Raw genomic sequence first — 26,607 nt, forward strand, 5'->3', positions numbered from 1 at the left:
GCGGAAGGCAACCCGGTGGACAGATCCTTGGCAGTCGAGCGTGTCCTGCGGGGCGTCCAGCCTCATGCGCTGCTCGACGGGCTGCGCGCGGCGTTGAGCGAACACTTCGGCGCAGGCGACGTCGAACTGCTGATGGCCGATTACAGCCTCACCGAACTGCGCCGAGTGACCGTCCTGCCGTACACGACCGAGCCGATGCCGGTCGCCGGCACCGCGGCGGGCGAGGCCTTCACCAGCCAGTCGGCGACATTCGAACCCGGCGAAGACGGTATCCGCGCCAACCTCCCGGTCACCGTCCGCGGCGACCGGCTCGGCGTCCTGGCCGTCACACTGCCCGAAGAGCCGGAACCGCCGGTATGGGCCGAACTCGGCCGGTTCGCCGAGGCGCTCGGGCACGAGGTCTTCGTCGCCGACCGTGACACCGATCTGTACGTGCAGGCCCGCCGCTCGTCCCGGCTGACACTCGCCGCGGAGATGCAGTGGCAGCTGCTCCCGGGCCGCGCGTGCAGCCGGCCCGAATTCGCACTCGGCGGTCAGCTGGAACCCGCCTACGCCATCTACGGCGACTGCTTCGACTGGTCGGCCTCCGCCCGCACCTTGGCGGTCACACTGGTCAACGGCATGGGTGAAGGCAGCAGCGCCGCCTTGCTGACCAACCTCGCCGTCAACGCGCTGCGCAACGCCCGCCGCGCAGGGATTCCCCTCGACGCTCAGGCGGAACTCGCCGACCAGGCCATCTACGCACAGCATCGCGGCCAAGAACACGTCGCCACGCTCCTGCTGGAATTCGACCTCGCGACCGGTGAGATCACCGCGGTCGACGCGGGCTCGCCGCGCCTCTGGCGGCTACGCGATGGCAAAGCGGAACGTGTCCACTTCGACGAACAGCTTCCTCTCGGCACCTTCGAAGACACCCTTTACACCGCCGAAATCCTGCAGGCCCTGCCGGGCGACCGGTTCGTCTTCGTCAGCGACGGCGTGTACAACGCGGCCGGACCCCACGGAGAACTCTACGGGGATCGCGAACTGAGCCAGGCCATCCTCACGACCGCGGACCTGCCCGCGGCGCATGTTCCGAGCGCCGTTCTCGCCGAACTGCACGACCGGCGTCACGGCGGGCTGGCCGCCGACGACGCCATGGTCGTCTGCCTCGACTGGTTCGGCTCGAACCCCAGCGCCGACGGGGAATCCGACATCGCCTCCGCGGCCACCGGTGAAACATCGGTTTGATTCTTGTGGCTGGGCCTCGCCGCCTGTGCAAGCAGTCTTGGTGGCATCGCCGGTCTCACGAACTTGTGCAAAAGATCATGAGCCGGCAGGCACCGACGAGCGCGCGGAATCCGAGCGCGAGGCCGGACGTCAGCGCGTCTTGCGAAGGCGAGATCGAGCTCCGCGCTCGATGTTCCTGGTGCGTCCGGCATCCAGCTTCGCTTGGGCAGCACGGTCTTTGGTGAGGTGCGGCTATCCGCTGTGTCCTGTCGACCGGCGCGCGATCCTCGTCCATGTCGAGGTCGAGGAGAAGCATCGACGTCGTGGTGCGGGGCGTGTGCTGGTGAACGCCGCCGTGAAGCGGGGCGCCGAGTTCGGCTGGTCGATGTTGCCCATTGGGCGCGATCCGGTCGTTGTCGCGTTCTGGGCCCGGGTCGGAGCGGTCGGCCCGGCGAGCCCGCATCCGTGTACGCATCAGGGCGAGGCGAAAGTGGTGCCCGCGGAGTCGCGGTGGACGAAGTGGTGGTGACCTGGCGCGGTGCCGGGCTGGCCTAGCGCGTGGTCAGCACCGGGCGTCGTGTTCGGCGTCTGAGTTGGCGGGTGGCTGGTTTCTAGAGCTGCTCGGTGATCCGGTCGCAGGCTTCTCGGTCGAACGGAAGCCCTGCTCGGCGGAATACCAGCAACGAGTTGCCGATCTGGTAGTTCCAGATCTTGGGGTTGGCGACCATTGCCGTAAGGGTGTCGCGTTGTGCTGACGACAGCTTGGTTTGTTCGTCGTATGGAGTGTTGAAGGCGGCCAGGAGCAATGGACCCCATGTGGTGTCGAATCCGGTCCAGTCGGCTTGCCGGATGATCGCCTGGGCTGGTGCCGCGATGCGTTCGAAGTCATCGACTCGGGCGACGACGGCGTCGATGAGTTCGCTGAGCGTGTAGAGGTCAGGCTCGGCGATTCCGCGGTCGGCCGCGTCGGCCAGTGCGGCGGTGATGATGTTCGTGGCCGTGGCGCTTTCTGCGAGGTTTGGAGCCAGTGCAGCGCAGACGCGCACATCGGTGTCAGGGTCTGCGAGATACTGCTCGATGTGGTCGCCGAGATCGCCCAGCTGCCGCACCCAGTAGGCACGCTGCTCGGATGGATCAGCGGCCCAGGTGCGAAGGCGTGCGGCGAGTACGGTCCGCTGATCGGCCAATGCAGACGTCTTGACGTGCGAAACCGCCGCTTGCGCGACCCTCTTCCGCTGGGATTGGTCGGCGTTGTCCAGGAAGCTGACCACCACAGGGTAGGCGTCCTTGACTACCTGCTGTAGCGGCGCGGCGAACTCAGCGAAATGCTCGGCCTTTGTAGCTTCCGCGGCTGCTTCGGCAACCCAGCCGAGGAACTCAAGGAGCGCGTCACGGACTTCTGGTGCGACTTCTTCTCGTGCGAGAAGATGAACGATGAAGCGAGTGGCTGGCGCTGTAGCAGACTCGGGGAATCCTTGGTGGAGCACGGCAGTGTCCAGGTGGTCGAGCGCGGCATTCCGTGCGTCGGGGTTCGTGGAAGTGAGCGCTGCCAGGTGCGTAGGAGTGTCTGTGGCGGGGCCGTAGGCGTGTCTGAGCGATCCCCAGTCGATCTCGTCAAGCATTCACACATGCTTCCATCAGTTGTCGCAGTAGGTCGACCTGGCTTGTCATCCGTTCTCCCAAGGCTGTGCCCGGCGATCGGCGTCCTGTGGCTGCCGGGACGGCCGTGACCAGTCTGCAGAGCTGGTGGCTGAACGGGCGGTTCCGGGTGGCAGCGGAGGTGCGTGCCGCCGATGGCGATGAGTTCTTGGTGACTCATGCGGGGTTGCCCCTCGCTGGTTGGGAGCGAACACGAACGCGATGAGCTGCTTGAGGTGTCGGGCTCCAGGCGTGCTCGCGAGATAGTGGATCATGAGATCTGCCGAGGTGTTACCGGTGACACCCACGGTATGGCGCCGACTTGTGGATGGGTGTGGCAACAACCGAGGTTGAAGAGACGACATAAGCCTCGCGACTGGACGGTGTTCACTCGGCGTTCATTCGCGGGCTGGAATCATCGCGTCCAGTTTAGCGTCACGGTGAGGTTGTCAGTGCCCCCAGCGCTTGCCTCGGGTATTGAGGATGATTCCGTGGTGCCGGTGGCCGTGATCGCTGGTGCCGTCGTTGTATCGTCGGCTGTGTGAAAGGGTTCGTCGACGAGACACGACGTCGGCAAGTGATCGACGAGTTACGGCCGCTTCTCCACCGGGTTTCCCTTCCTGCCGCTGATCTGCGGCTGGATGGAGGCCGGCCTGTGTCGGCTGTGGCGTCCTATCTGGCTGGTCATCCTTATCTGCCCGAAGGCGCGCCGTGGCCGCAATACAATGACGTACCGATGTTCTGTGTCGTTCAGATCAACTTCGCCGATGTCGGTCCGTTGCCTGGCTTCCCGTCGACAGGGTTGTTCCAATGGTTCGTCGGTGCCGACAGCCCGAGTTTCGGTCTCACGCACGGGGAGATGAAAGGGACGCAAGGGTTCGAGGTTCGTTGGTATCCAGACACTGCTGCGCGCTCGGTGGCGTCGCCGTCGTCGCCGACACCATGGCACATGGTGAGCCAGGATCCCGGCGTGCACGCCCCCTTTAGGCCTGTCGAGGCGCGTGGCGTGAAATTCACAGTCGGCTGGGCGCTTCCGCAGCTGGCCGAGTTCGACCTTGCCGAGGAAGGGGATCTCGCGAGGCTGGTCCGCGAACTGGCCGTGCTGGGCGGGGAACGCAGTGACCACGCAGTGGATCTTTTGCATAACGGATGGAACTTCCATGTCCTCGGCGGTCACGGCTCGTTCGGTGACGACTTCGTCCACGGTAGTTCGCTGGGAGGCAGTGCCGGCTTCACACAGGAAGACCCACGCGGACGGCGCGCTTATCCCTCGAGCGGTGAGCCTGCTGGTCAGGTCTTGATCACGATCGACGAGGATGTGTACGACACTGGATGGGGCGACCACGGCATCGCGCATCTGTTCGGCGACCCCGCTGCCGTAGCCCGAGGCGAGCTGTCGGCGGTGCGCTACTACTGGGACGCCACGTGAGCGCACCGCCGAGGCCACAACGAACGGCGATCTCCGGCCAGGTGGCGCGGCACGCACCGTGGCAGGCCCCGCGAATCTGACCGCGGGCCTGCCAGGCTCAACCTTGAGGCGTCGCTCAGTCCGGTCACCGGCCGAGCATCGTGCGTAGCACGTCCTTTTCCCTCGACTGCACGCTCAGGCCCCACCGGAACTTGGTGTGGATCCAGTGCTTGGCAATCCGCAGTGCGCGCCTGGCCTTGGATATTTGGTCCGGTCGTAGTCACGTGAACATCCGCGATTGCCGATGGGTGGATGAAGCCGGCGGCATGTTCGGAGAATCCCGGATTTCTCCGGCGGGGCTCTCGGCTGGGGAATGCTCCTTGAGCGATGTGGTCATGTGTTTCGCGCGGCTCGGTCCTGTGTCCGGCGCGGACGGTCTCTTAGCGTTGGGGGACCACTACGTCGGAACTCGGAGGGAATCCTTGTGGGTGCGCTTAGGTCTCGTTGGATGGATCCTGATCTTGACGCGCTGAGCGAGCTGGCTCGCGCGTTCGTCGAGAAGGATCTACTCGGTGGTCTCGCCGTTCATGTTCGCGATCTGCGGACCGTCCAGGCCGTCGCTATCGCCCAGATGGACGAGCGGGGACGGGCAGGCCGTACGCTCGCGTCGACCGAGTTGTGCCGTGTTCTGCTGGAGACGCAGCTGACGATGGCCGAGGGGCCGTGCTGGGACAGCATGCACAGCCGGGAATCGCTCGGGCCGGTCAGATGCGGCTCCGGATATCCGCGGTGGCCACGGTTCGACCGGTATGCCGGCGAGGCCGGTGTCACCGCGGTCACGGCGATTCCCGTACGCACTCAGAACGCGAAGGCGGGTGTTCTGATGCACGCACGCCGGAGAAACCGGAAGCTGAGAGACCTAGCGTCGGACATCGCCGAGGGTGACGGCCCCGAGGAACTCAACCCGCCCCGATAAGGCCTTGTCGTTGCGAGGCACTCATCGCCGCCCTGCACTCCGCCTAGCGGTGGACCAGGACCACCGGGCAATGACTCACGTGGCGGCGATCGCGCCGACGGCTCGGACAGGTGCACGAGTGGGCCGGTGCTCGAGATGGCTGTCGAGATCCGGGCATCGTCAAAGCTGTGAGGAACGGTGAAGAGCGGGTGGAAAAGTATGGCTCAGGGCAGCGTGACGTCGTTCAACAGCGAGAAGGACTTTGGCTTCATCGAGCAGGACGGCGGCGGCCCGGATGTGTTCGTTCACTACTCGGAGACCAGGGAAGCGGCTTCAAGTCTCTGGGCGAGGGGCAGCGCGTGGAGTTCGAGATCGGTCAGGGCCAGAAGGGCCTGCAGGCCCGGCGCGTCACCGCGATCTGACTCTCCCCGACGGTCCTGGCCAGACTCCGGCGAGGGCCGGCGGGGCGCCGCAGACGGAGCGCCGAGTCTATTTCTCGGCTGCTGCGAAGATTTCGCGCTGATTGGAGCCGTCGGCACGGGCGGTGTCAGGGTGGGTCTGGAACCGCTCGTCGTCACCGCTGGTGCGCGCCCTCGGCGGGAAACTCTTTACCTGCTGCCAGGTCAAGCCTCGATCGCGCGCAGACACCGTTGCGCCTGCTGTCGGAGCGCGCCTTCGAGTTCCAGCGGTCCGCTGACCAAGGTGAAGTCGGTCTGCACCGAGGTGATCATCCACACCAGGTCGGACGTCGTCGGAGCGCCGAGGTGCAGGAGACAGCGGTGCTCGTCGACGGCCTCGACGGCGCCCATCCCCGGCCACACCCGGTCGGCCACAGCGTCGGCCGATTCGTGCAGTTCGACCGTCGCCTGGCACGGCCAGGCGCGCGCGGAGAGCTGCTGCGCCAGGTAGGCCGCGACGTCGTCGAACGGCGGCTCGCGGGGTGTGAACCGGGCGCCGGCGGGCGGCCGCGGGGTGAGGCGATCGACGCGGAAGGTGCGCCAGTCGTCGCGGTCGACGTCGAAGGCGACGAGGTACCAGTGCCTGCCGAAGTGGACCAGGCGGTAGGGCTCGGCATGCCGCCGGGAGGCGCCGCCGCGCGGGCTGAGGTAGTCGAAGCGCAGGCGTTCGTGGCGGCGGCACGCGTTCGCGATGGTCATCAGCGTGTCCGCAGAGATCTGCGGGCCGGGCGCCACCCCGGCGCGCACGGTCGCGGTCTGGAGTGTGTTCACCCGATGCCGAAGCCGTGACGGCAGTACCTGCTCCAGTTTGGTGAGCGCGCGCAACGCCGTCTCCTCGATACCGGTGACCGAGCTGCTCGTGGCGGTGCGCAGTCCGACGGCCACCGCGACGGCTTCGTCGTCGTCGAGCAGCAGCGGTGGCAGGGACGCGCCCGCGCCGAGCCGATAGCCGGGTGTGCCTTGGAGCGCGTGCACCGGGTAGCCGAGTTCCCGCAGGCGTTCGACGTCCCGTCGCACGGTCCGCGTGGTGACGCCGAGGCGTTCGGCCAGGTCGGTACCCGGCCAGTCGCGGTGGGTCTGCAGCAGCGACAGGAGCTTCAGCAGTCGTGCGGAGGTTTCCAGCATGGTTTTCATTCTGCCGTTCGGTTAGGACCGAAGTTGTCCTAACCGGGTTCTAGCGTGGTCCTCATGACACAGGACATCCACCCTTTCTCGATCGACATCCCGCAGGCGGACCTCGACGATCTCGCCACGCGTCTGGCCGCCACCCGTTGGCCGAGCGAACTGCCGGACGTCGGCTGGAGCCGGGGTGTGCCCGTCGGTTATCTCGCCGGACTCGCCGAGTACTGGCGCACCGGTTTCGACTGGCGGGCGCAGGAGGCCGCGCTCAACGCGCATCCGCAGTACGTCACCACCATCGACGGTCAGCGCCTGCACTTCCTCCACGTGCGCTCGCCGGAGCGGGACGCCACGCCGCTGGTCCTGCTGCACGGGTGGCCGGGCGGGGTGACCGACTTCCTCGACGTGATCGGGCCGCTTTCGGACCCGCGGGCGCATGGGGGAGACCCGGCTGATGCCTTCCACCTGGTGATCCCGTCCTTGCCGGGGTTCGGGTTCTCCACGCCGCTGGCCGGGCCGGGGATGAGCGCCGCGAAGATGGCGGGCCTGTTCGCCCGGCTGATGGCCGCACTCGGCTACGAGCGGTACGGCGTGCACGGCTACGACACGGGTTCGTGGGTCGCGCCGGAGATCGGCAAGCAGGATCCGGGGCACGTGCTCGGCGTGCACCTCAACGCGATGATCACGTTCCCGATCGGCGTCGAGGGCGAACTGGACGATCTCCCCGAGGCCGACCAGCGCCGCTGGGAGTCGATGCAGGACTTCAATGACGGCTACCTGCAGTGCAACTCCAAGCGTCCGCAGACGGTGGCCTACGGCCTGCACGATTCGCCCGCCGGTCAGCTCGCGTGGATCGTGGAGAAGTTCAAGGAGCTGACGATGCCCGAAGACGCGCTGCCCGAGGAATGCGTGGATCGCGATCGCGTGCTCGCCACGGTCTCGCTGTACTGGTTCACCGGCACCGCCGGTTCGGCCGCTCAGATCTACTACGAGGAGATCTCGGCGAACGACTGGAGCGGCGGTGAATCCGGTGACTGGGGATCCGGTGACTGGAGCGGCGCTGCGGCGCCGACGGTGCCCACCGGTGTGCTCGTGTCCGAGCACGACGTGACCGTCCGTCGCTGGGCCGAGCGCGATCACCACGTCGTGCACTGGACCGAACTCGGCCACGGCGGGCACTTCCTCGCCATGGAGGCTCCCGTCGCGCTGGTCGACGACGTCCGGGTGTTCTTCCGGAAGGTGCGCTGACATGGGCGCCCGCGGGACCGTGGTGCTGAGCCCGCGGGCGCTCAACCGCGCCCTTCTCAGCAGGCAACTTCTCCTCGGCCGTGTCGATCTCGGGGTGTCCGAGGCGACCGAGCATCTCTTCGGGCTGAACGCGCAGGACCCGGACCTCGCGTATTTCGCGCTCTGGAACCGGCTCGAACGATTCGCGATCCAGGATCTCACCGGCGCCATCGAGCGCGGTGTCCTTGTGCGGTCCACGATGATGCGGGCCACCCAGCACCTGATGTCGGCGGCCGATTTCCGGCTTGTCCGGCCGGTGCTGGCGCCGCTGCTGCGGCGGGTGCAGCGCAACGCCTTCGGCGGCCGCACTACCGGCGTCGACCTCGTCGAGCTGGTCGCCGACGCGGCCGAGCTGCTCGACGGCGGCGTCCTCACCCGGCCCGAGCTGGGGCGGGCGCTCGCGCGAACCCGGCCGGGCGCCGACGCGCAGGCACTCGGCTGGACCGTGCAGTACCTGCTCGCGCTGGTGCACCCCGCCCCGAGCGGAACGTGGGGCAAACGCGGCGCAACCCCGTTCGCCGTCTTTCCCGGTGTACCCGAAACCGCCACCGCCGACGACGTGCGCGAGCTGATCCGGCGCTACCTCGCCGCGTTCGGGCCGGCCACCGTCGCCGACGCCCGGACCTGGTCCGGGGTGAGTGGACTGCGTGAGGTCTTCGAGCAGCTGCGGCCGGAACTGCGGACATACACCGACGAAGCGGGGCGCGAGCTGTTCGACCTGCCGGACCACGAGATCCCATCGCCGGACGTGCCCGCGCCCGTTCGGCTCCTCGCGGAGTTCGACGCGACCCTGCTCGCCCACGCCGACCGCACGCGGGTGATGACCGAGCCGATCCGGCGTCAGGTCTGCCAGGGCGCGGCGGTCGCGGCCACCGTGCTCGTCGACGGCACGGTGGCCGCGACCTGGACGAAGGACCGCACAGGTGCGCTCACCGTCGTACCGCTGCGCTCGATCTCCTCTACCGACCGAGAAGCCATCGAAGCCGAAGCTCTACGGCTACTGGAGTTCGCCGCTCCCGACGCCGTTCACGACGTCCGGTTCAGCGAATAGCCCACAGACGAGGAAATGCCAAGAGTTTGAGACTGATCATGGTGACGCCACAGTGCGACAACGGTTTCTCCCTGACCGGGCAGGACCCCGATTCCCTGCCCTACGAGGTGTACACGCCCGACGAGTTCTTCGTCCTCGTCGACGGCCGGGCCGGGCCGGCGGGCGCGCCGATCTGGCCGGCCCGCTGATCGATGCCGGATGTCCCGTTTTCGCCGAGCGAGTCCGCAACCACCAAGGGCAGCTGTCCTTGATGGCTGCCGGCCCGACCCCGGGAATAACGCCGCTCCCGATGTTCAGCCACGGCGACAGGGAGTCGTAAAGCCCTGCTTAGCCTGCCGTGTCGTCGCCGTGAACGGCGAGCCGCGCGGTGCCGCCGTGCAGGCCGAAGTGTCGACCTGGTGCTGGGCTTCGCCTCGGTCGCTGCCATGGACACGAAGCCAGCATCCCGAACGCGGTTCCTGACCGGTTCGCCCCGCGCCGAATCGGAGCGCGAATTGGCGTCCGTGGATGTAGGAGGCGTAGGCGGCGCCGAGGGCGACGGCCGACTCGTGGGACCTCGACGGTGGCGGAAAGTCGCAGTTCAGGAGGTCTGTCAGCTTGGGTGGAAGCTGCTCGTACCTCGTCGGGGGTACGTACGGCTAAAGCGTCGATCATTTCGATCGGCGCTTTTCGCTATTTCGGGAGCAGAAATGGCGTCTGTGATCCTTTCTCCAGCTTCCGCTATCGCGGTCACTTGATCTGCCGGCGGTATTAACCCCGATCGTCACGACGCCACCGAGACCGTTCAGCTGCACGGTGAGCCGCGTCACCTCGAAGCGAGCTGTCGTGGGAGACGCCCGCGATCCTCGGCGCGCGCTCGCGCGGCGGTCAGGTCCGAGTGCCAGGACCGCACGATGGTGGTGAAGGGAAGTCCATAGAGGAGAGTGTCGTCAATCAGCGATTGAAACAGTGATGGAACTGTGGTGTGCTGCGAAGGTGCCTCGTATCGACGACACCACCCGCGAGCGGTTGCTGACCGTTGCCGAGCGGCTGCTCCTGGAATCCGGCTACGACGCCGTGTCGGCCCGTGCGATCAACAGCGCGGCGGGGATGAACCCGGCCGCGGTGCATTACCACTTCGGATCGAAGGACGCGCTGATCGCCGCTCTGCTGGAGACGCGGCTCGCACCGGTGTGGCAGCGGCGGCTGGACGAGCTCGCCGAACGCGGGCGGGCAGGCTGGGTGCCCACGGTGCCCGAGCTGGTCGATCTCGTCGTGAACCCCTTCGTCGAGCTGGCGGCGGATCCGGTCGGGCGGCTGCGGTTGCGGTTGCTGGCCATGGTCGTGCTGGAGCGGAAGGAGCCGGTGTGGACCTCGCGATGGTTCGGGCTGAGGCCCTGGATCGAGCTGCTTCGGGAAGCACGGCCGGAGCTGTCGAAGACGGAGGCGGCGCAGCGTTGGCTGCTCGCTTTCGGGCTGGTGTTGCAGTTCTTCGGCGACGGGATGCCGGCTGAAGTGCCGGTCGGGACCCTGCGCGCCTTCGTCACGGCGGGATTGGCGGAGTCATGACCGATGTGTTCGCGCCCGCGCGGCTGGGGCCGGTACGGCTGCGCAATCGGATCATCAAGGCCGCGACCTTCGAAGGGGTCACGCCGGACGCCGTGGTCACCGACCGGCTGATCGAGTTCCATCGCACGGTGGCCCGCGGTGGCGTGGGAATGACGACCGTCGCCTACTGCGCGGTCTCCCCGGAGGGCCGGACGGACCGGCACCAGATCTGGATGCGGGAGGAGGCGTTGCCCGGGTTGCGACGGCTCACCGAGGCGGTGCACGCCGAGGGCGCGGCGGTCAGTGCGCAGATCGGGCATGCGGGCCCGGTCGCGAACGCGGCGTCGAACCGCTCGCCCGCGCTGGCGCCGGGGCGGTTCCCGAACCCACAGGGCATGCGGATGACCCGGGCGGCCACCTCGGAAGATCTTGATCGGATCGTGGACGCGCACGCCACGGCCGCGCGGTTGGCGATCGAGGCGGGCTTCGACGCCGTCGAGATCCACTTCGGACACAACTACCTGGTCAGCTCGTTCCTCAGTCCGCGGTTGAATCGCAGGCGGGACTCCTACGGCGGGCCGTTGGAGAATCGTGCCCGGCTCGCGCTGGAGATCGCGCGGGCCGTCCGCGACGCGGTCGGCGACCGGATCGGGGTGACGGCGAAGCTCAATATGGACGACGGGGTGCCGGGCGGGTTCTGGCTCGACGAGAGCCTGCAGGTCGCGCGGTGGCTCGAGGAGGACGGATCACTCGACGCGCTGGAACTGACGGCGGGTAGTTCGCTGCTGAACCCGATGTACCTGTTCACCGGGGACGCGCCGATCCGGGAGTTCGCCGCACGGTTCCCGAGGCCGATGCGGTGGGGCGTCCGAGCCGCCGGCGGCGCTTTCCTGCGTCGCTATCCGTTTCAGGAGGCCTATCTGCTCGATCGGGCGCGCCAGTTCCGCGCGGCGGTGGACCTGCCGCTGATCCTGCTCGGTGGGATCACGCGGCTGGAGACGATGGAGCGGGCGATGGCGGACGGTTTCGCGTTCGTCGCGATGGCGCGGGCGCTGCTGCGAGAACCGGATCTGCCGCTGCGGCTCCGGGACGGCGCCAGATCCTTGTGCGTCCACTGCAACAAATGCATGCCGACGATCTACCGCGGCACGCGTTGTGTGCTGGAGGCAGGCCCGGAATCCGGATGAAGCGGGTGATCGTCGCCGACGTGAACGACGCCCGGACCGGCGACTGACCGCGAGTAGCCCAGGCGAAGAGTGTCAGCGCGTCAGCCAGACGGTGCTGTAGGGCTGGAGAAGAGTCGCTTCTCCGGACGCCACCGCCGGAACAGAGAACTCGCGCACCGCGCCCCACGCGGATCGCACGGTGACGAACCGCGCGCTGAGATTGACGACGCATACTCCGCTCCCTCGCTGCCAGGCGACGACCAGAGGGTCTCCCGCGAAGGAATTCGGAGCGGCGAGGACGGCCAGCCGCGCGGCCGAGTAGAGCTGCCGCGATAGTGACGACAAAGCCGAAGATTCAAGGAATTCCCACAGCGCCCTGACTGGTATCTCGTCGGGTTCCTCGTAAGGCTCGTCATATGGATACGGCTCGATCAGGGTGCGGAGACGATCCGCCAGATCGATGGCGTGCGCCGTGATCGTCGCCGGCTCGACGACCAGGGTGAAGATGGGATCAAAGGACGCCGGGATCATCGCCTCCGATGGCCTCCGGAGCGGCTGTGCACGACATATGCGCGGGAGACATTACGATTTTCCTTGTTCATGTGCCCCAGTCTTGGCGATGGGGAAGACACTGACCAGTCTGCCGATCGATGGAATTTCCGGAGAAGCGGTTATCTATAACCCGATCGGCGCGGAATGGATGGGGAGATCACGTTTCACTCGGAAGCGAACAATCAGTAGCTCATTCAGAGCTTTCATTGAGATGACCTGGGTTGTCCGGCCGCCCTGTTCGTCCTGGCCGGTGACTTCAGCGGGTGGCGGACGCCGGTGGTCAGCGCAGGCCGATCACCCGAACGTGTTGCGGTGGGCACCTATCCCTTCGGCGGCCGGTGCCGAATACCCCGCAAGAAGCCGGCCCGTGCCGAGGACCGGTTTGTCCACAGAGCAGCTGGAGTGACTTCGTGAGCAAGCTTCGTGTCGCAGGTGTCGGTTTGACGGCGGTCGCCGCCCTGGCCTTGTCCGCCTGCGGCGGGGACGACACCGCCTCCTCCGGCGGCAGCACCAGCTCGATGGCCCCGTCCGGTTCGGCTCCGATGTCGAGTTCCGGTTCGACAGGTTCGCCGGACGGGGTGACCACGAACGCCGATGTGTTCGGCCCGGCCTGTTCGCAGCTGCCGCAGGGCAGTGCGCCGGGTTCGCTGGACTCGATGGGCCCGCAGCCGGTCGCCAGCGCCGCCTCGACCAACCCGCTGCTGACCAAGCTGGTCGCCGCGGTGAAGGCCACCAACCTGGTGGACACGCTCAACAGCCAGCAGGCCATCACCGTGTTCGCCCCGGCGGACCCGGCCTTCGAAGCCTTGGGCGAGGCCAAGTTCACCGAGCTGGCCGGCAAGCCGGACCAGCTGGCTCCGATCCTGCAGTACCACGTCGTCGGCAAGCGTTACGACGCCAAGGGGCTCGCCACCGCCGGTTCGGTCGAAACCCTCAACACCGCGGGCGGGCCCGTGAAGATCGAGGGTACCGGCGAGAACATGACCGTCAACGGCGCGAAGATCCTGTGCGGCAACATCCCCACCAAGAACGCCACCGTCTTCGTCATCGACAAGGTTCTGACCCCGGGCACCGACAGGAACTAGGGATTCGTCCGGGCCACGTTGTGCTTCCTTGCGGGTGGCCCGGTCGCCGTGGCCGCCGTGGCTGAAACGACCCCTCCGGTCACGGCGGCCACACTTCTGCCCACAGCGCCTGTTCTGGCGCTCGTGGCTCACCTTCGCGGCGGAAATCGGGCCTCCGTCGCCGGGGGCGCCGGAAACCGGTGTCATTCCATCGTATGACGGGCCAAGCTGGCCGGGTCCCGGGCACGAAAGCACTGCGTCCGCGAAAACAACCTCGCCCGACCGGCGGGGTACGCCCGATGTCGTGCGTGGCAGGACACGGGCGGGAAGGAGATCGCTCGTGTTTGGCAAGCGTTATGCCGCATCGATGATCAACCGCAGTGCGGAGAACGAACAAGATCGCCGTCGTTTCCTGCGTGCGGCGGGGGTGGCGGGACTCGGCGTGGTCGGTACCGGCGCGATAGGAGGATTGTCCGGTGCGACGGCATCCGCCGCCGCGGCCAAGCCGGCCGCGGCCGCCGCGCAGGGCGAGGTCAGTGACGCCGCGGTCCTGAACTTCGCGCTGAACCTCGAATACCTCGAAGCAGAGTTCTACCTGCACGCCGTCACGGGTAAAGGGCTCGCCGATTCTTCGACCACCGGGACCGGCACCCGCGGCGGCGTCACGGGTGGACGGGCGGTGAAATTCAAGACCAAAGCGGCCAAGCAGTACGCCCAGGAGATCGCCTCCGACGAGAAGGCCCATGTGGAGTTCCTTCGGGCCGCGCTCGGTTCCGCGGCGGTCAGCCGCCCGGCCATCGATCTGCGGTCCAGCTTCACCGCCGCCGCCCAGGCCGCCGGCCTGGTCAGGAAAGGCCAGAGCTTCGACGCGTTCGCATGCGAGGAGAACTTTCTTCTCGCGGCCTATTTGTTCGAAGACGTCGGCGTCACGGCTTACAAGGGTGCCGCGCCGTTGATCACCAACAAGACCTACCTCGAAGCCGCCGCCGGGATCCTCGCCGTCGAGGCCTACCACGCGGCCAACGTCCGCACGGCGCTCTACCAGCACTCCGGCGGCATTCTCGGACTCGGGCTGCTCGGCCGCGACCTCCGCGAAGCCAGCGTCAAACTTTCCAACGCACGCGACAGCCTCGACGGCACGACCGACCTCGACCAGGGTGTCGTCGACAAGAACGGCCGCGCGAACATCGTGCCCACCGACGGCAACGGCATCGCGTTCAGCCGGTCGCCCGGCCAGGTGCTCAACATCGTCTACCTGACACCGAAGGCGACCACCTCCGGCGGCTTCTTCCCGAAGGGCGTCAACGGAGACGTCAACACCAGCGCCGCCAACGGCTGATCCGCCGACTTCCCCGGAGGGCCGGTGCGACCGCGCGCCGGCCCTCCGCCTGAACGGCGCGGCGCATTCTCTACGTACCCTCACTTATCGCGTGCGGGCTGGTCACGGCCACCGTCCACGGAGATGCTGGGGAGGCTCAGGTACGGCGTCGAAGGGAAGAATGTGACGGCCGTCGTCTCGTCCGCATCCGTGGTTCGCGACAGCATCGTGGCCGCCATTCTGGTCCGGATGAGCGCGGCCGCCGACATCGCGCCTTACCTGCGAGGGCCGGCGCTCGCGGTGGTGGTCCGGCTGACCCGGGAGGTGGTGTCGCGATGCGTCGACGCGCTGGATCCCGGTGCGGATCTCAGCGGGGGAGCGGATGCCCTGCACCCCGTGCCCGGAGAGCCGGCGGCGGTCAGGGCGGTGCTGGCCCGTGTGCTGGGCACGTTCGCCTGGGAGCGGCTCGCCGAGGTCATCGGCCCGCACGACACGCCTCCGCACGCGGTGTGCCGCGCGGTCGAGTCGTTGTTCGACTCGCTCGTCGAGCTGGGCCGGTCACACTGACGTAAGGGGCACCCGCGGTGGAGAAAGCGCTGGAGCAGGAGATCGCCAAGCCGTCGGCGTTCATCGTGGTCGAAGGTGAGCCTGGCTCCGGGCGGACGAGCCTCCTCGATCGGGTCGCACGATCCGAAGGCCGGAACCGGACGGTGCTCGAGGCCCGCTGCGCGCGAGAGCGCGATCCCGTGCCGCTGGCGCCGGTGCTCGACGCGCTGGGAACCGCAGCGGGCGAATGGACGGGGATGGCCGACCGTCTGTCGCCCCTCGCCGGGGTTCTTCACCCACTGCTTCCGGAGCTGAGACCCGTACTGCCGGATCCACTCGGGTCCGATCGTCACCTGGTGCACCGCGCGCTTCGTGAGCTGCTGACCTTGCCCGAACGCACGCTTCTGATCGTCGACGACGCGGACGAGGCAGACGACGAAACCCAGGAATTCCTCCGCTACTTGGCGTCCAGGCCGTCCGAACGGCTGGTCGTCCTGACGAGTTCCGCGATCCGGTTGCGGCAACGCGAATCCCACGAGTCGTGGTGGCCTCCCCGGGCCGGAGTGACGGCTCGGTTCACCCTGAAGCCCCTTCAGGTCGAAGACGTCGCGGCGATGGCCGGTTCGCGGGAACTCGCCGAAAGGGTCCATCGCCGCACCGGTGGGGTGAGCGCCGCGGTCGGGGCGGTTTTGGACGCGGTCGCAGGCCTTGACGCGCAGGCTGCGGCGAAACTTTCGGAGAAGGTCGTCCCCAGCGCTTGGGCGGCGGAACTCACCGCGAGGTACGCCGTGCTGGACGAAGGTGCGGCGGCGATCGTGTCCGCCGCGGTGATCCTCGGGCGACCGGCGTGCAGCAAGACACTCGCGGCCGTGGCCGGTTCGGACCGGGCCGGAATCGTCGACGACCTGCTTCAGGCGATGGCCGGGGGATTTCTGCGAGACCAGGGCAACGATCGTTATGCGGTGCGCAGCCCCTTGATCGCCGACGCGATCCATGCCGCCGTCCCGGGCCCTCGGCGCTACCGGCTGCACTCGAACGCCGCGCGGTTCCTCGCCGGCTCGGACGAGCCGCAACCGGAAAGGATCGCGTACCACCACCGGGAGGCGGGTGAGCTCGACGAGTGGGCCCGGCGGGTCGCGGAATCCGTGGACCTGGCGACCGCCGAAGGCCGGCCGGAGGACGCCGTGCGTCTGCTCGAGGCCGCGCTCGGGGACGTAGCTCTTTCCCGTGCCAATAGGGAGGATTTCGCCGTCCGCCTCAGCAGGGAGACGGCGTACGGGCTGATCGGCGAATCCACTCTGCGGCTACTGCGCACGGCGGCGCGTGACTGGCCGATGAGCAAGGCCGCCCGCGGCGAGATCCGGATCAACCTCGGTCGTGTCCTCATCAATCAGGCCGGGCAGATCGACGCCGGCCGTTCGGAGATCGAACTGGCCATCACGGATCTCGCCGACCGGCGCCCGCTTCTCGCTCGCGGGCTGATCACCTTGGCCCTTCCTCACGTCGGTGCGGTCCCGGTCGAGGAGAACATGCGCTGGCTGGACGAGGCGGTGCGGGCCAGCAAGGGCACCCGCGACGTCGAACTGATCGCCGCGGTGACCGCGAACCGGGTTTCCGGGCGGATGCAGATCGCCGATCCCGGAGCTTGGCAGGACGTGGGTACGCTGCCGGCCTCGCCGCGGTCTGCCGAGGTGCGCAGGCAGGTCAGCCGGACCTACATCAACCTTGCCGACGCGGCCGCGTGGAACGGCTACTACCCCGTCGCGAGGACCTATCTGGCCACGGCCCGGAGGCTGATCCAAGACGAGGAACAGCCCTACTTGGAGGCGCTCGCCGCCGGGACGGACCTTCGGCTCGATGTCGCGATGGGGATCTGGCCCGAGGTGGAGACCGGCGTCCGCGAGTTGCTGGAGCGTGTCGGTGAGGGCAGTTCGCTCGCGGCGGAACCCTTGCTCGCGCTGGGCTGGCACCGGCTGGGCAACGGACATCGCAAGGAGGCTTCACGGAACTTCGACGCCGCCTTCGCGCTCGCGGCCGGGAACGTGCCGCAGCAGGCTTCGGCGTTCGCCGGGCGGGTGACCGTCCTCCTCGCGGCCAAAGAACTTCCCACCGCCGCGCGCCTCGCGGAGAGCGGGCTCGAGACCATTCGCCGGAAGAACAACTGGATCTGGGCCGCCGAACTCCTGCCGTCCGCCGTACGGGTTCTCGTCGCCTTGGAGCAACACGAAGCGGCGACGCGGCTGGTGGACGAGTATCGGGAAGGGATCGCCGAGCGCGACGCGCCGCTCGCCCACGCCGCCGCCCTCTTCTGCCAAGGTCTGCTCGCCCGAAAACGACCGGGCGACGCGGCCGAATTCTTCGGCCGGGCGTCACTGGCCTATCAGGCGTTGCCTCGGCCTCATGCCGCCGCTGTCACGAGCGAATTCGCGGGTGAGTGTCACGCCGAACTCGGGGACCACCGGAAGCTGCTGGGAGCGTTGACCTCCGCCGAAACCATTTATCGTTCCCTGAAGTCCGCCGCGGATGCCCAGCGGTGCCGACGGCTTCTGGCGCGCCACGACCCGACCACTCCGTCGAGGGGGCGTCGTGGATACGGGCAGGCCTTGTCGCCGCGCGAACTCGAGGTGGCGCGTCTTGCCGCGCAAAGCCTCAGTAACCGTGAGATCGCCGAACGGCTCTTCCTCTCCGCGAGGACGGTCGAAGTCCACATCGGCCGGGCGCTGACCAAGCTGGATCTGCCGTCGCGTGCGGTGCTCACCGAGGACCTGCTGCGCGAGCAGCGGGCCTGACCGTCACGAAAAAACGCCGATATCGCATCGTCGGGTATTCGGAATTTCATGAGGTCCCTTATTCAATGACACCACGGCACTGATCATAAAAAATGTGCGCTTTTAATTGAGTATCCGGCCGGGTGTAGTACCTATTGTTCTTCGCCGGTTGAGAACTCACTGTTGTCACAACGTGGTTGTGGTCACGTTCGCACTGTCTCCCCGGTGTCGATTCCCCTGCTTTCAGGAGTATTCAATGCGCGAAAATCTCCGACCCCGATGGGTGTCGGCCATCGCGGGCCTGTCGCTCGCCGTCTGCGCTTCGATGTCGGCGCTGCCCGCGGTCGCCTCGCCGGTAGGGCCCGCCGTCCAGGCCTGGGTGCCGGACGCCGTTCCGGGCTCCTACCTCGTCACTTTCAAGGCATCGACGGTGAACACCGCCGATGCTCGCTCACTGGCGGCGGAGTACGGCGGGCAGGTCACGCGCACCTATGACGCCGCGCTGCGCGGTTTCGCGGGCCGGATGACCGCGGCGCAGGCCCAGCGGCTCGCGGCGGATCCTGCCGTCGCCTCGGTCGAGCCGGATTCCCTCGCGCGTGCCACCGGCACCCAGAACGACCCCACCTGGGGCCTGGACCGGGTCGACCAGAAGGACCTGCCGCTCGACAAGAAGTACGACTACGCCAACAAAGGCGACGGTGCCACGGTCTACGTGCTCGACACCGGGACCGACTATCGCCAGTCGGAGTTCGGCGGCCGCGCGAGCAGTGGTTACGACTTCGTGGACAGCGACAGCGACGCCTCGGACTGCCAAGGCCACGGCACCCACGTCTCGGGAACCGTCGGCAGCACGACCTACGGGGTCGCGAAAGGTGTGAAGATCGTCGCCGTCCGCGTGCTCGGCTGCAACGGCAGCGCGCCGTGGTCGACGATCGTGTCCGGTATCGACTGGGTCACCAAGAACGCCCGGAAGCCCGCGGTGCTCACGATGAGCATCGGCGGCGGGGCGACCTCCACAGTGGACCAGGCGGTTCAAGGAGCGGTCCGGGCAGGCATCACCGTCACGGTCGCCGCGGGCAACGAGGGCCAGGACGCCTGCAACGTCTCACCCGCCCGCACGCCCGAGGCGATCACCGTCGCCGCGAGCGACATCCAGGACAAGCGATCGATCTTCAACTCCTCGCAGTCCTCGAACTACGGGTCCTGCACCGACCTGTTCGGTCCGGGCAGCAACATCACGTCGACCCGCAACGGCGGCGGCACACAGCAGATGAGCGGCACCTCCATGGCCACCCCGCATGTCGCGGGTGCGGCCGCGCTCTACCTGACCGCCAACCCCTCCGCCACCCCGGCGCAGGTCACCAAGGCGCTGCTCGACAACGCCACGCCCGGCAAGATCTCCGACACCAAGGGCTCGCCGAACAAGCTGCTGTACACCGGTTTCCTCGGCGGAACCCCGAATCCGCCGTCCTGCGCGGGTGGTACGAGCGCGGACGACGTCGCGATCCCTGATGCCGGCGATGCCGTGACCAGCACGGTGACCATCGGCTCCTGCGACGCCAAGGGCACTTCCGGCACTTCGGTGGCAGTGGCGATCAAACACCCGTACTCGGCCGATCTGAAGATCGACCTCGTGACGCCCAGCGGCAAGGTCGTCAACCTCGAGCAGGCCGGCGGCGTGAGCACGATCGACCTCTCCAAGACCTACACCGTCGACACCTCGGGTGAAAGCCGCACCGGTGACTGGAAGTTGCGTGTCCAGGACGTCTACCGCTTCGACACCGGCGTGATCGACAACTTCGCCCTGACCTTCTGATTTCTCCCCTGTGAAAGGAAACACCGTGAAGAAGAAGAGAATCGCAGGCCTGCTGGCGCTGGGTGTGGCGGCCCTGTCGATCCCCGTCCTGGGCGGAACCGCCGGTGCCGCTCCCCAGCCGATCGCGTCGGCGATCGCGCCCACCGGTGACGTCCGGATCCCCGACGGCGCCCACGCCCAGGGCATCGGCGGCGTGCCCGCCTCGGTGAAGGACTACCCGTTCGCCATCGCGGCCTTGCGCGAAGGTGGCTCCCGGCCCAAGGGGCAGAGCTGCAGCGGTTCGGTCGTGGCGCCCCGCAAGGTGATGGTCGCGGCGCACTGCAAGGAACTGGCCGGCGAAAAGACAGTCCTTTATGGACTGGACGACCTGGTGGGCACCGGCGGCACCCAGCTCAAGGTCGTCGACTACAAACTCCACCCGAAGTTCACCCAGCCCTGGAACGGATACGACGTCGCGATCATCACCACCGACGCGGACATCCCGGTCCCCGCCGGCGGTTACGCCAAGGTCGCCACCTCGGCCGACACCGGCCTCGAAACGCCGGGCAAGGACGGCTTCAGCCTCGGATACGGCAAGAAGACCCAGAACGACAGTCCGCCCGACGTCACGCTGCAGAAGCTGACCCTGCCGATCGTCGACCCGAACCAGTGCACCGGGGTCGAGAACGGCGTCGACCCGAAGACGATGATCTGCGCCGGGTACTCCGACGGCCGCAAGACCGTGCTCCCCGGTGACAGCGGTGGTCCGTTCATCGTCAACGGCGTGGTCGTGGGCATCACGTCGTGGAGCCGCAGCGATTTCCGGTGGTACAGCGTCTACAGCCGCCTGAACAACGAGATGGGCGACTGGGTCAAGCAGCAGATCGGTGACGTGCCCAGCGGTGACAAGTTCACCCTCGCGGCGTCCCCGGGCGCGGTGAAGACCGACCCCGGTAAGTACGTCTCGACGTCGATCACGAGCAAGGAAGGCAAGAACGGCAGCGAGAACGTCGCGCTGAGCGCGTCCGGACTGCCCGACGGTGCCAAGGCGACCTTCCAGCCTTCGTCCATCATGTCCGGCGACACCGCGAAGCTCACGATCGAGACCGCGGCGGGAACGCCGGAGCGGGACTACACGATCACCGTGTCCGGCAAGGGAACGACCGACACCGCGACCACCACGCTGACGCTGACCGTCGGCAAGGGCGGCAGCGAGCCGGGCGACCTCAAGGTCACGGTCAACCCCGGATCGGGGACCGTACGGGCGGGCCAATTCGTGAACGCGACGGTCTCCGCGACCGGCGGCAGTGGCTCCATCACGCTTTCGGCGTCCGGCTCGGGGCTGCCGATCGCGCCGTTCTTCAACCCGCAAAGCATCTCCAGTGGCGGCAGCTCGACGATGCAGATCTTCGCGCCGTTCCAGCCCGGTACCTACCCGATCACGGTGACGGCGAAGGACGGCGCAGGCAAGACGTCGACCGCCACCTACACGCTCACCGTCCAGTGATGGTTCTTCTTACGGAGGTGATGTTCCATGCGTAACCACCGGAAATTGCTGCTGACCTTGGGCGCGTTGACCCCCTTGCTGGCACTGGGTATCGGAAACGCCGTCGCGGCCGAGGCCGAAGGCGTTGTGGTCCAGGCGAAACAGCATTACGCCGACCAGTACATCGTCGTGCTGAAGGACGGCGTCGCGACCGCGCAAGCGTCGGCGACCTCGTTGACCGGGCGCTTCGGCGGCGAGGTGCGGTCGACGTGGTCCGCGGCCCTGAACGGCTTCTCGGTGAAGAAGATGACCGAGCGGCAGGCGAAGCGGCTCGCGGCGGATCCGTCGGTCAAGGCCGTCTATCAGGACGGCACCGCCCGCGGCACCGACACGCAGATCAACCCCACGTGGGGCCTGGACCGCGTCGACCAGAAGTCCCTGCCGCTGGACAAGAAGTACACCTACAACAACAGCGGCGAGGGCGTCACCGCGTACGACCTCGACACGGGCATCAATCCCGACAACCCCGAGTACGAAGGCCGGGCCAGCATCGGCAAGGACTTCATGGGAGGTGACGGCAAGGACTGCAACGGGCACGGCAGTCACACCGCCGGCACCATCGCGAGCAAGACCTACGGCGTTGCCAAGAAGGTCAAGATCGTCGGCCTCCGGGTGCTCGGATGCAACAACACCGGTCCGGATTCGGGCATCATCGACGCCGTCGACTGGGTGACCGCGAACGCGCGGAAACCGGCCGTGGCGAACATGAGCCTCACGATGGACGCGCCCGGCGTGGGTGACGACGCGCTCAAGAAGTCGATCGCGTCCGGCGTCGTCTACGGCGTCGCTTCCGGCAACGCGTCGACCGATGCCTGCAACACCAGCCCCGCCCGGGTTCCCGAAGCCATCACGGTGAACGCCACGGACTCCGGCGACAACCGGTCGTCGTTCTCGAACTACGGTTCGTGCACCGACATTTTCGCCCCGGGCAGCAACATCACGTCGCTGAGCCCGAACAGCGGGAGTTCGGCGGTGATGAGCGGGACGTCCATGGCGACGCCGCACGTCGTCGGTGCGGCCGCGCTCTACCTGGCGGCCAACCCGTCCGCGACGCCGAAGCAGGTTCGGGACGCGCTGGTGAACAACGCGTCCGACGGGGTGGTCAAGAACCCCGGCAGCGGCTCGCTGAACAAGCTGCTGAACGTGTCGTTCATCGGTGGCGGAGGCCCGGAGCCGAAATGCGGCGCCAAGTCGAACACCACCCCGGTGGCGATCCCGGACGCCGGTGCCGCGGTGACGAGCTCGGTGACCCAGGAAGGATGTGATGGCAAGGCGTCCTCGTCGCTGCCGGTCAAGGTGGACATCAGCCACACCTACTCGGCCGACCTGGCGGTGAGTCTCATCGGGCCCAGCGGTGCCACCTACCGGTTGAAGAAGGCGGGAGGGGTGGGCAGCCCCGCCGGTGTGCACGAGACCTACACGGTCGACGCCTCGAACGAGAACGCCAACGGCACCTGGAAGCTGAGCGTCCAGGACGTCTTCAAGTTCGACACCGGTTCGATCGACGGATTCACCATCACTTTCTGACCAGGTGGGGTGAGAGGGGTGGGGCCGGTCGCGATGACCGGCCCCACCTCGCCGACTGTGCGTCCCGACGAGCTCAGAACCGCGTTTCCAGTGGGCGGGCCTAGAGCCTCGCGTTCTATTGAGGGGTAAGTCGAACATGGCGTGATCGAACCCCTGCCGCGCGGGATTCCGGAATGGCTCGTGGGGATGACAGCAAAACCGATCAGGAAACGATCAGACACCTGCAGGAGCAGGTAGTGGAGGCGAAGCGACGGCATCGGCTCGATCTCATCGCCAAGAACGCGGAAATCGTGGAACTGGACAACCGGGTCGCCGCGCTTACCGGAACCGATGGCCAGTGCTCCACGGCCTGGGAGACGAAATCGAACCTGCCTCTCACCCGGTTCGACCAGCGGATGTGCCGGGCACAGCGGGGCTGGGACGGACCCACCGGCCTAGGCGTCCCGCGCGGCCTGCTCGCGTTCTGACCCGCCCTCGTGATGCAGGGACCCCGACCGATCAGTCGCCACCGGGTTGGTTCGACGAGATGACCGCTAACGCGGACCCCGACGATCCACTCCTCGACGCGCTGAACCGAATCGCGGACGACGCGGATGCCGGCCCATCGAAGGTGGATCAAGCCAACCTGCGCCACGCCCCCCGCTTGCTCGACCTGACACAGCTCACGGTCAAGGTGCACTACAACACCGACCAGGCGACCATCACAGCCAGACTGTCCGACGACCCGGACTCGATCACGTCCATCGGCGATACCGCTGCGCAGCACAAGTGCGCAGGTGGCGCCGAATGTGCATCCTGCGAGTGCCCCCGGTGAGATTCGAACTCACACTGGACGGGTTTTGAATCCGTTGCCTCTGCCAGTTGGGCTACGGGGGCGGTGCCCGGTGAACTTTACGGGATCACGGGTGCGCACTTTCCGCCGGGCCCGGGAGTGTGACGACCGTCTGACGTGGTGAACGCCATCTAGCCGTCTGGATCGTTCCCGGTAGGCTTCAGGTTCGCGGACAGACCGCGAGCCGAACTGCCCGACGACCTTCAGGAGGACCCCGGTGACCGAGCAGGCTGCCGAGGCCAATGGTGCCGTCGCCGCACCCCAGCGGCGGGTGCTCGTGGCCGAAGACGAGGCCCTCATCCGTCTGGACCTCGTCGAGATGCTCCGCGAAGAGGGCTACGAGGTGGTCGGTGAGGCCGGGGATGGCGAGCAGGCCATCAACCTGGCCACCGAATTGAAGCCCGATCTGGTGATCCTCGACGTCAAGATGCCGAAGCTCGACGGTATCGAGGCCGCTTCCAAGATCACCGGCGACCGGATCGCGCCGGTCGTCATCCTGACCGCGTTCAGCCAGCGCGACCTCGTCGAGCGGGCCAGGGACGCGGGCACGATGGCGTATCTGGTCAAGCCGTTCGCCAAGCGCGACCTGGTGCCCGCCATCGAGCTGGCCGTGAGCCGGTTCGCCGAGCTGCAGGCGCTCGAATCCGAGGTCGCGGGCCTCACGGACCGGCTCGAGACGCGCAAGGTCATCGACCGCGCCAAGGGTCTGTTGATGAGCCGTCAGGGGCTTACCGAGCCGGACGCGTTCCGGTGGATACAGCGCACCGCGATGGACCGCCGGACCACGATGAAGGCGGTCGCCGAGGCCGTCGTCGAGAGCATCGGCTGACGAACCCGCGAAAAGGGCCACTCCCGCTTCGACTCAGGGCGGCGTCGGGAGGTCCAGTGCGCGGGCCAGGGCCGCGACGGTCGCGACGGCATGCCGGTGCAGGTTCTTCTCGGCCCAAGCGGCCGCCAGCGCGAGGAAGCCGGCGAGGTCGTGCTCGGCTCCCGCAAGGAGCTGCCGGAGATCGGCGGCAGGCAACTCGATCACCGGGCAGGCGCTTTGTTCGGCGTCGACGGTCAGCCGTACGACATCACCGTGACGTTCGGCGAGGGGATCGGGATCGTGTCCGAAGCCGACCTGGCCATCGCCCTCGATGACCTGGTGCCACTCGCGCCAGTCCTCCAGACCGTTGCAACAGCCCGGCATGAACACCACGCCGGTGGAGCTGTCTGTCACGCGAAACCCGCCGGCCGCGAAAAGGGTGTCAAGCATGAGCAGGCCGTGCAGGAACGACCCCAGCGGGTCGGCGGGGCGGACGCCGTCCGCTGGGTCGAGGTCGTTGCAGGCGACGATGTTCATCACCGCTGTACCAACTTCAAGAGGCGTGAGTTCGCCGTTGAGCGGCATATACCCGAACGATTCGGTCTCGGCGACAGGCCAAAGGGCGAAGCCGTTGGTCGCGCGGACCTCCAGAACGGGCTGCATGGTGATCACCCAGGGAGTATCGCGCATGTTCGGCCGGGCTACGCGTCGTCGTCCGGCCGGTCTTCGAGAATCCGATCGTCCTGGTGCGCGCCGTAGAACCGGGTCTGACGCGTCATGATCTCGCGCATCGTGGTCTCCCTCGGGACGCCGTAGACGACTTCCGGGAATTCCAAGGTGCGTTGTTGTTCCCAGAGTTCGTCGTGCCGGTCCGGCGAGAACAGCGACGCGCCGGTCGCCACGAACACCTCGTCCTCGATGGTGGCACCGTTGATATGCGAGTGTGGACCGAACAGCACCGCGGACGGGGTGGGAACCCCGACACCTCCCGTCGAGGCGTGAGTTCCCCGGACCTGGCCCGGCTCGAACGGGCTGCCACCCCCACCATGCGACGGGCAGGACGCACCCTTACCGGGTAGATGCGCCTTGGGCAGGCTCATCGTGATGGTAGGCCGGAGCCACCTGCCGCAGCGACGGATTTTCCTGTGAGCCGAGGGAATCCTCCGCTGCGGTGCGTTCCGCTCGCGAGGCGGATCGGCTATTCTCCGGGGTAGGAGCGCCGGGAAGACTGGTCGGCACATTTTTCGTCGACCGCAAGGAAGTTCCCATGGCCGCTCAACCTTCACTGCCGATGCTCCTGGACCGGCGACGGATGTCCTACCTGGCGACCATGGGTGGGGCCGTGCTTTCCTTTGCCGCCGGCGTCATGTTTCACGTCGTGGTCATGGCGGTCGCGCTCCTCGCGGCCGGGATCGCGTTCGTCATCGCTCTCCGGTACGGCCGCAAAGTCCGCAGGTTCCCGGTCGAAACCTGGCTTCCCACGGAAACGGGCGTTGCGCAGGAGCCCGGGCTTGAGGTGCAGCCGCAGCGCTTTCGCGTCATGAGCCTCCTCGCCATCCCGCTGTCCGGCTTCTGTGTCGTGACGTTCGGTCTCGTGGTTTGGCTTTCGATGGCGACCCGTTCGCCGGCACCAGCGATCATCCTCGGCATCCCGCTCGCCTTCGGGAGCGTGGGCGGTTCGACCGCCTTGGTCGGCTGGAACAGACGAGCCAGATCGGTGCGGAAAACCGGCTGGCACAAAGTGAAAGTCGTCGACATCGAAGTCTTCGAAGGACGTGCGGCGCCACTGCCGGTGATCTCGATCGGCTTCGAAGACGGCAGCACGATCCGCCTCCGTACCATCATGTCGACCTACGGCGCCGCGTATCAGGCGGGCCGCCGCGACGTCGAGGCGTGGGTCGGCGGCGAAGACACCGCCATGGTGGTCTTGTTCGAACACGGCCGCTTCCGGAAAGGCCTCTATCCGGTACCGGTGAAGGCCATCGGTCCGCGTACAACGTCGCAGAGTTCGGCGCCCGTCTTCACGTGAACGA

General features: G+C 67.3%; 25 protein-coding genes, 1 tRNA gene and 1 pseudogene. 21 read left to right on the forward strand and 6 right to left on the reverse strand.

Translation table 11 applies throughout. From position 1 onward, the window contains the following. The first annotated feature begins 15 nt into the window (after positions 1-15). Positions 16-1,230 (forward strand): PP2C family protein-serine/threonine phosphatase, encoded by a 1,215-nt coding sequence (locus tag AJAP_RS11805; protein ID WP_038510659.1) that lies wholly within the window; start codon positions 16-18, stop codon positions 1,228-1,230. A 220-nt stretch (positions 1,231-1,450) separates the two neighbouring features. Continuing rightward, positions 1,451-1,738 carry a GNAT family N-acetyltransferase gene (locus tag AJAP_RS11810; protein ID WP_228694913.1) on the forward strand — a complete coding sequence of 96 codons (288 nt, stop codon included), beginning with the start codon at positions 1,451-1,453 and terminating at the stop codon, positions 1,736-1,738. Positions 1,739-1,820: 82 nt separating this feature from the next. Here AJAP_RS11810 and AJAP_RS11815 read toward each other — a convergent pair whose 3' ends face one another. Continuing rightward, on the reverse strand, positions 1,821-2,831 hold the full coding sequence (locus AJAP_RS11815; protein ID WP_038510664.1) for a hypothetical protein: 1,011 nt from the start codon (positions 2,829-2,831) through the stop codon (positions 1,821-1,823). Between the two features lie 557 nt (positions 2,832-3,388). On the opposite strand from AJAP_RS11815, the gene AJAP_RS42930 reads away from it, so the two are divergent. The 3 genes and pseudogenes from AJAP_RS42930 to AJAP_RS42935 all read left to right on the forward strand — a co-directional run bounded on the left by AJAP_RS42930 (position 3,389) and on the right by AJAP_RS42935 (position 5,632). Beyond that, entirely contained in the window at positions 3,389-4,276 is an 888-nt protein-coding gene (locus tag AJAP_RS42930; protein WP_158509794.1) for a DUF1963 domain-containing protein, read from the forward strand. Between the two features lie 487 nt (positions 4,277-4,763). Beyond that, the gene (locus tag AJAP_RS11825; protein WP_038510670.1) at positions 4,764-5,231 is read left to right on the forward strand and encodes a hypothetical protein; all 468 of its coding nucleotides are present in this window, start codon (positions 4,764-4,766) and stop codon (positions 5,229-5,231) included. A 198-nt stretch (positions 5,232-5,429) separates the two neighbouring features. Further along, positions 5,430-5,632, forward strand: a pseudogene (locus AJAP_RS42935) (cold-shock protein). Between the two features lie 201 nt (positions 5,633-5,833). On the opposite strand, the gene AJAP_RS11830 reads toward AJAP_RS42935, so the two are convergent. Continuing rightward, the gene (locus AJAP_RS11830) at positions 5,834-6,793 is read right to left on the reverse strand and encodes a helix-turn-helix transcriptional regulator (protein WP_038522866.1); all 960 of its coding nucleotides are present in this window, start codon (positions 6,791-6,793) and stop codon (positions 5,834-5,836) included. Between the two features lie 63 nt (positions 6,794-6,856). On the opposite strand from AJAP_RS11830, the gene AJAP_RS11835 reads away from it, so the two are divergent. The 5 genes from AJAP_RS11835 (at position 6,857) to AJAP_RS11850 (ending at position 11,839) form a co-directional block, all read left to right on the forward strand. After that, the gene (locus tag AJAP_RS11835) at positions 6,857-8,035 is read left to right on the forward strand and encodes an epoxide hydrolase family protein (RefSeq protein WP_038510671.1); all 1,179 of its coding nucleotides are present in this window, start codon (positions 6,857-6,859) and stop codon (positions 8,033-8,035) included. A gap of 1 nt (position 8,036) precedes the next feature. Beyond that, positions 8,037-9,125: a winged helix DNA-binding domain-containing protein gene (locus tag AJAP_RS11840; protein ID WP_038510674.1), complete on the forward strand. Its 1,089-nt coding sequence runs from the start codon at positions 8,037-8,039 to the stop codon at positions 9,123-9,125. 38 nt (positions 9,126-9,163) lie between these two features. Beyond that, positions 9,164-9,313, forward strand: a complete 150-nt coding sequence (locus AJAP_RS44760; RefSeq protein WP_158509795.1) for a hypothetical protein — start codon at positions 9,164-9,166, stop codon at positions 9,311-9,313. Positions 9,314-10,100: 787 nt separating this feature from the next. Beyond that, positions 10,101-10,673 (forward strand): TetR/AcrR family transcriptional regulator, encoded by a 573-nt coding sequence (locus AJAP_RS11845; protein ID WP_038522869.1) that lies wholly within the window; start codon positions 10,101-10,103, stop codon positions 10,671-10,673. Continuing rightward, complete coding sequence (locus tag AJAP_RS11850) at positions 10,670-11,839, forward strand: NADH:flavin oxidoreductase (RefSeq protein ID WP_038510676.1); 1,170 nt, start codon at positions 10,670-10,672, stop codon at positions 11,837-11,839. The genes AJAP_RS11845 and AJAP_RS11850 overlap by 4 nt, the downstream gene beginning before the upstream one ends. A gap of 72 nt (positions 11,840-11,911) precedes the next feature. Here the strand turns inward: AJAP_RS11850 and AJAP_RS11855 are convergent, their stop codons facing one another. Continuing rightward, positions 11,912-12,349, reverse strand: coding sequence for a hypothetical protein (locus AJAP_RS11855; protein ID WP_038510679.1), 438 nt, complete (start codon positions 12,347-12,349; stop codon positions 11,912-11,914). A gap of 431 nt (positions 12,350-12,780) precedes the next feature. On the opposite strand from AJAP_RS11855, the gene AJAP_RS11860 reads away from it, so the two are divergent. The 9 genes from AJAP_RS11860 (at position 12,781) to AJAP_RS42730 (ending at position 23,748) form a co-directional block, all read left to right on the forward strand. Beyond that, positions 12,781-13,455: a fasciclin domain-containing protein gene (locus tag AJAP_RS11860; RefSeq protein ID WP_038510682.1), complete on the forward strand. Its 675-nt coding sequence runs from the start codon at positions 12,781-12,783 to the stop codon at positions 13,453-13,455. Positions 13,456-13,774: 319 nt separating this feature from the next. Beyond that, positions 13,775-14,773 carry a ferritin-like domain-containing protein gene (locus tag AJAP_RS11865; protein WP_038510685.1) on the forward strand — a complete coding sequence of 333 codons (999 nt, stop codon included), beginning with the start codon at positions 13,775-13,777 and terminating at the stop codon, positions 14,771-14,773. Between the two features lie 123 nt (positions 14,774-14,896). Continuing rightward, entirely contained in the window at positions 14,897-15,319 is a 423-nt protein-coding gene (locus AJAP_RS11870) for a hypothetical protein (RefSeq protein WP_038510688.1), read from the forward strand. A gap of 17 nt (positions 15,320-15,336) precedes the next feature. Beyond that, positions 15,337-18,087, forward strand: a complete 2,751-nt coding sequence (locus tag AJAP_RS11875) for a LuxR C-terminal-related transcriptional regulator (RefSeq protein ID WP_051972411.1) — start codon at positions 15,337-15,339, stop codon at positions 18,085-18,087. Between the two features lie 235 nt (positions 18,088-18,322). Continuing rightward, entirely contained in the window at positions 18,323-19,882 is a 1,560-nt protein-coding gene (locus AJAP_RS11880) for a S8 family peptidase (protein WP_038510691.1), read from the forward strand. Between the two features lie 25 nt (positions 19,883-19,907). Continuing rightward, entirely contained in the window at positions 19,908-21,368 is a 1,461-nt protein-coding gene (locus AJAP_RS11885) for a trypsin-like serine protease (RefSeq protein ID WP_038510693.1), read from the forward strand. Between the two features lie 27 nt (positions 21,369-21,395). Then, the gene (locus AJAP_RS11890; protein WP_038510695.1) at positions 21,396-22,934 is read left to right on the forward strand and encodes a S8 family peptidase; all 1,539 of its coding nucleotides are present in this window, start codon (positions 21,396-21,398) and stop codon (positions 22,932-22,934) included. Between the two features lie 236 nt (positions 22,935-23,170). Continuing rightward, on the forward strand, positions 23,171-23,401 hold the full coding sequence (locus AJAP_RS11895) for a hypothetical protein (protein WP_038510697.1): 231 nt from the start codon (positions 23,171-23,173) through the stop codon (positions 23,399-23,401). Positions 23,402-23,460: 59 nt separating this feature from the next. Next, on the forward strand, positions 23,461-23,748 hold the full coding sequence (locus AJAP_RS42730) for a hypothetical protein (protein ID WP_063777800.1): 288 nt from the start codon (positions 23,461-23,463) through the stop codon (positions 23,746-23,748). Here the strand turns inward: AJAP_RS42730 and AJAP_RS11900 are convergent. Next, positions 23,737-23,810, reverse strand: a tRNA-Leu gene (locus AJAP_RS11900). The genes AJAP_RS42730 and AJAP_RS11900 overlap by 12 nt on opposite strands. A 173-nt stretch (positions 23,811-23,983) precedes the next feature. Between AJAP_RS11900 and AJAP_RS11905 the strand changes: the two genes are divergently transcribed. Further along, the gene (locus tag AJAP_RS11905) at positions 23,984-24,595 is read left to right on the forward strand and encodes an ANTAR domain-containing response regulator (RefSeq protein WP_005157321.1); all 612 of its coding nucleotides are present in this window, start codon (positions 23,984-23,986) and stop codon (positions 24,593-24,595) included. Between the two features lie 33 nt (positions 24,596-24,628). Here the strand turns inward: AJAP_RS11905 and AJAP_RS11910 are convergent, their stop codons facing one another. Further along, positions 24,629-25,237, reverse strand: a complete 609-nt coding sequence (locus AJAP_RS11910) for a hypothetical protein (RefSeq protein ID WP_228695002.1) — start codon at positions 25,235-25,237, stop codon at positions 24,629-24,631. A 38-nt stretch (positions 25,238-25,275) separates the two neighbouring features. Beyond that, positions 25,276-25,674, reverse strand: a complete 399-nt coding sequence (locus tag AJAP_RS11915; protein WP_228694914.1) for a hypothetical protein — start codon at positions 25,672-25,674, stop codon at positions 25,276-25,278. Positions 25,675-25,745: 71 nt separating this feature from the next. On the opposite strand from AJAP_RS11915, the gene AJAP_RS11920 reads away from it, so the two are divergent. Continuing rightward, entirely contained in the window at positions 25,746-26,603 is an 858-nt protein-coding gene (locus tag AJAP_RS11920; protein WP_148311499.1) for a hypothetical protein, read from the forward strand. The last annotated feature ends 4 nt before the right edge of the window (positions 26,604-26,607 follow it).

The sequence above is a fragment of the Amycolatopsis japonica genome, from assembly GCF_000732925.1.
In the GTDB taxonomy this organism is placed as follows: Bacteria; Actinomycetota; Actinomycetes; order Mycobacteriales; family Pseudonocardiaceae; genus Amycolatopsis; species Amycolatopsis japonica.

Bases quoted from the DNA above. Each gene is read 5' to 3' on its own strand.
- AJAP_RS11815 (WP_038510664.1), bottom strand. From the start codon at position 2,831: ATGCTTGACGAGATCGACTGGGGATCGCTCAGACACGCCTACGGCCCC.
- AJAP_RS11825 (WP_038510670.1), top strand. From the start codon at position 4,764: ATGGATCCTGATCTTGACGCGCTGAGCGAGCTGGCTCGCGCGTTCGTC.
- AJAP_RS11830 (WP_038522866.1), bottom strand. From the start codon at position 6,793: ATGCTGGAAACCTCCGCACGACTGCTGAAGCTCCTGTCGCTGCTGCAG.
- AJAP_RS11835 (WP_038510671.1), top strand. From the start codon at position 6,857: ATGACACAGGACATCCACCCTTTCTCGATCGACATCCCGCAGGCGGAC.
- AJAP_RS11840 (WP_038510674.1), top strand. From the start codon at position 8,037: ATGGGCGCCCGCGGGACCGTGGTGCTGAGCCCGCGGGCGCTCAACCGC.
- AJAP_RS44760 (WP_158509795.1), top strand. From the start codon at position 9,164: ATGGTGACGCCACAGTGCGACAACGGTTTCTCCCTGACCGGGCAGGAC.
- AJAP_RS11850 (WP_038510676.1), top strand. From the start codon at position 10,670: ATGACCGATGTGTTCGCGCCCGCGCGGCTGGGGCCGGTACGGCTGCGC.
- AJAP_RS11855 (WP_038510679.1), bottom strand. From the start codon at position 12,349: ATGATCCCGGCGTCCTTTGATCCCATCTTCACCCTGGTCGTCGAGCCG.
- AJAP_RS11870 (WP_038510688.1), top strand. From the start codon at position 14,897: ATGCTGGGGAGGCTCAGGTACGGCGTCGAAGGGAAGAATGTGACGGCC.
- AJAP_RS11880 (WP_038510691.1), top strand. From the start codon at position 18,323: ATGCGCGAAAATCTCCGACCCCGATGGGTGTCGGCCATCGCGGGCCTG.
- AJAP_RS11890 (WP_038510695.1), top strand. From the start codon at position 21,396: ATGCGTAACCACCGGAAATTGCTGCTGACCTTGGGCGCGTTGACCCCC.
- AJAP_RS42730 (WP_063777800.1), top strand. From the start codon at position 23,461: ATGACCGCTAACGCGGACCCCGACGATCCACTCCTCGACGCGCTGAAC.
- AJAP_RS11910 (WP_228695002.1), bottom strand. From the start codon at position 25,237: ATGCAGCCCGTTCTGGAGGTCCGCGCGACCAACGGCTTCGCCCTTTGG.
- AJAP_RS11915 (WP_228694914.1), bottom strand. From the start codon at position 25,674: ATGAGCCTGCCCAAGGCGCATCTACCCGGTAAGGGTGCGTCCTGCCCG.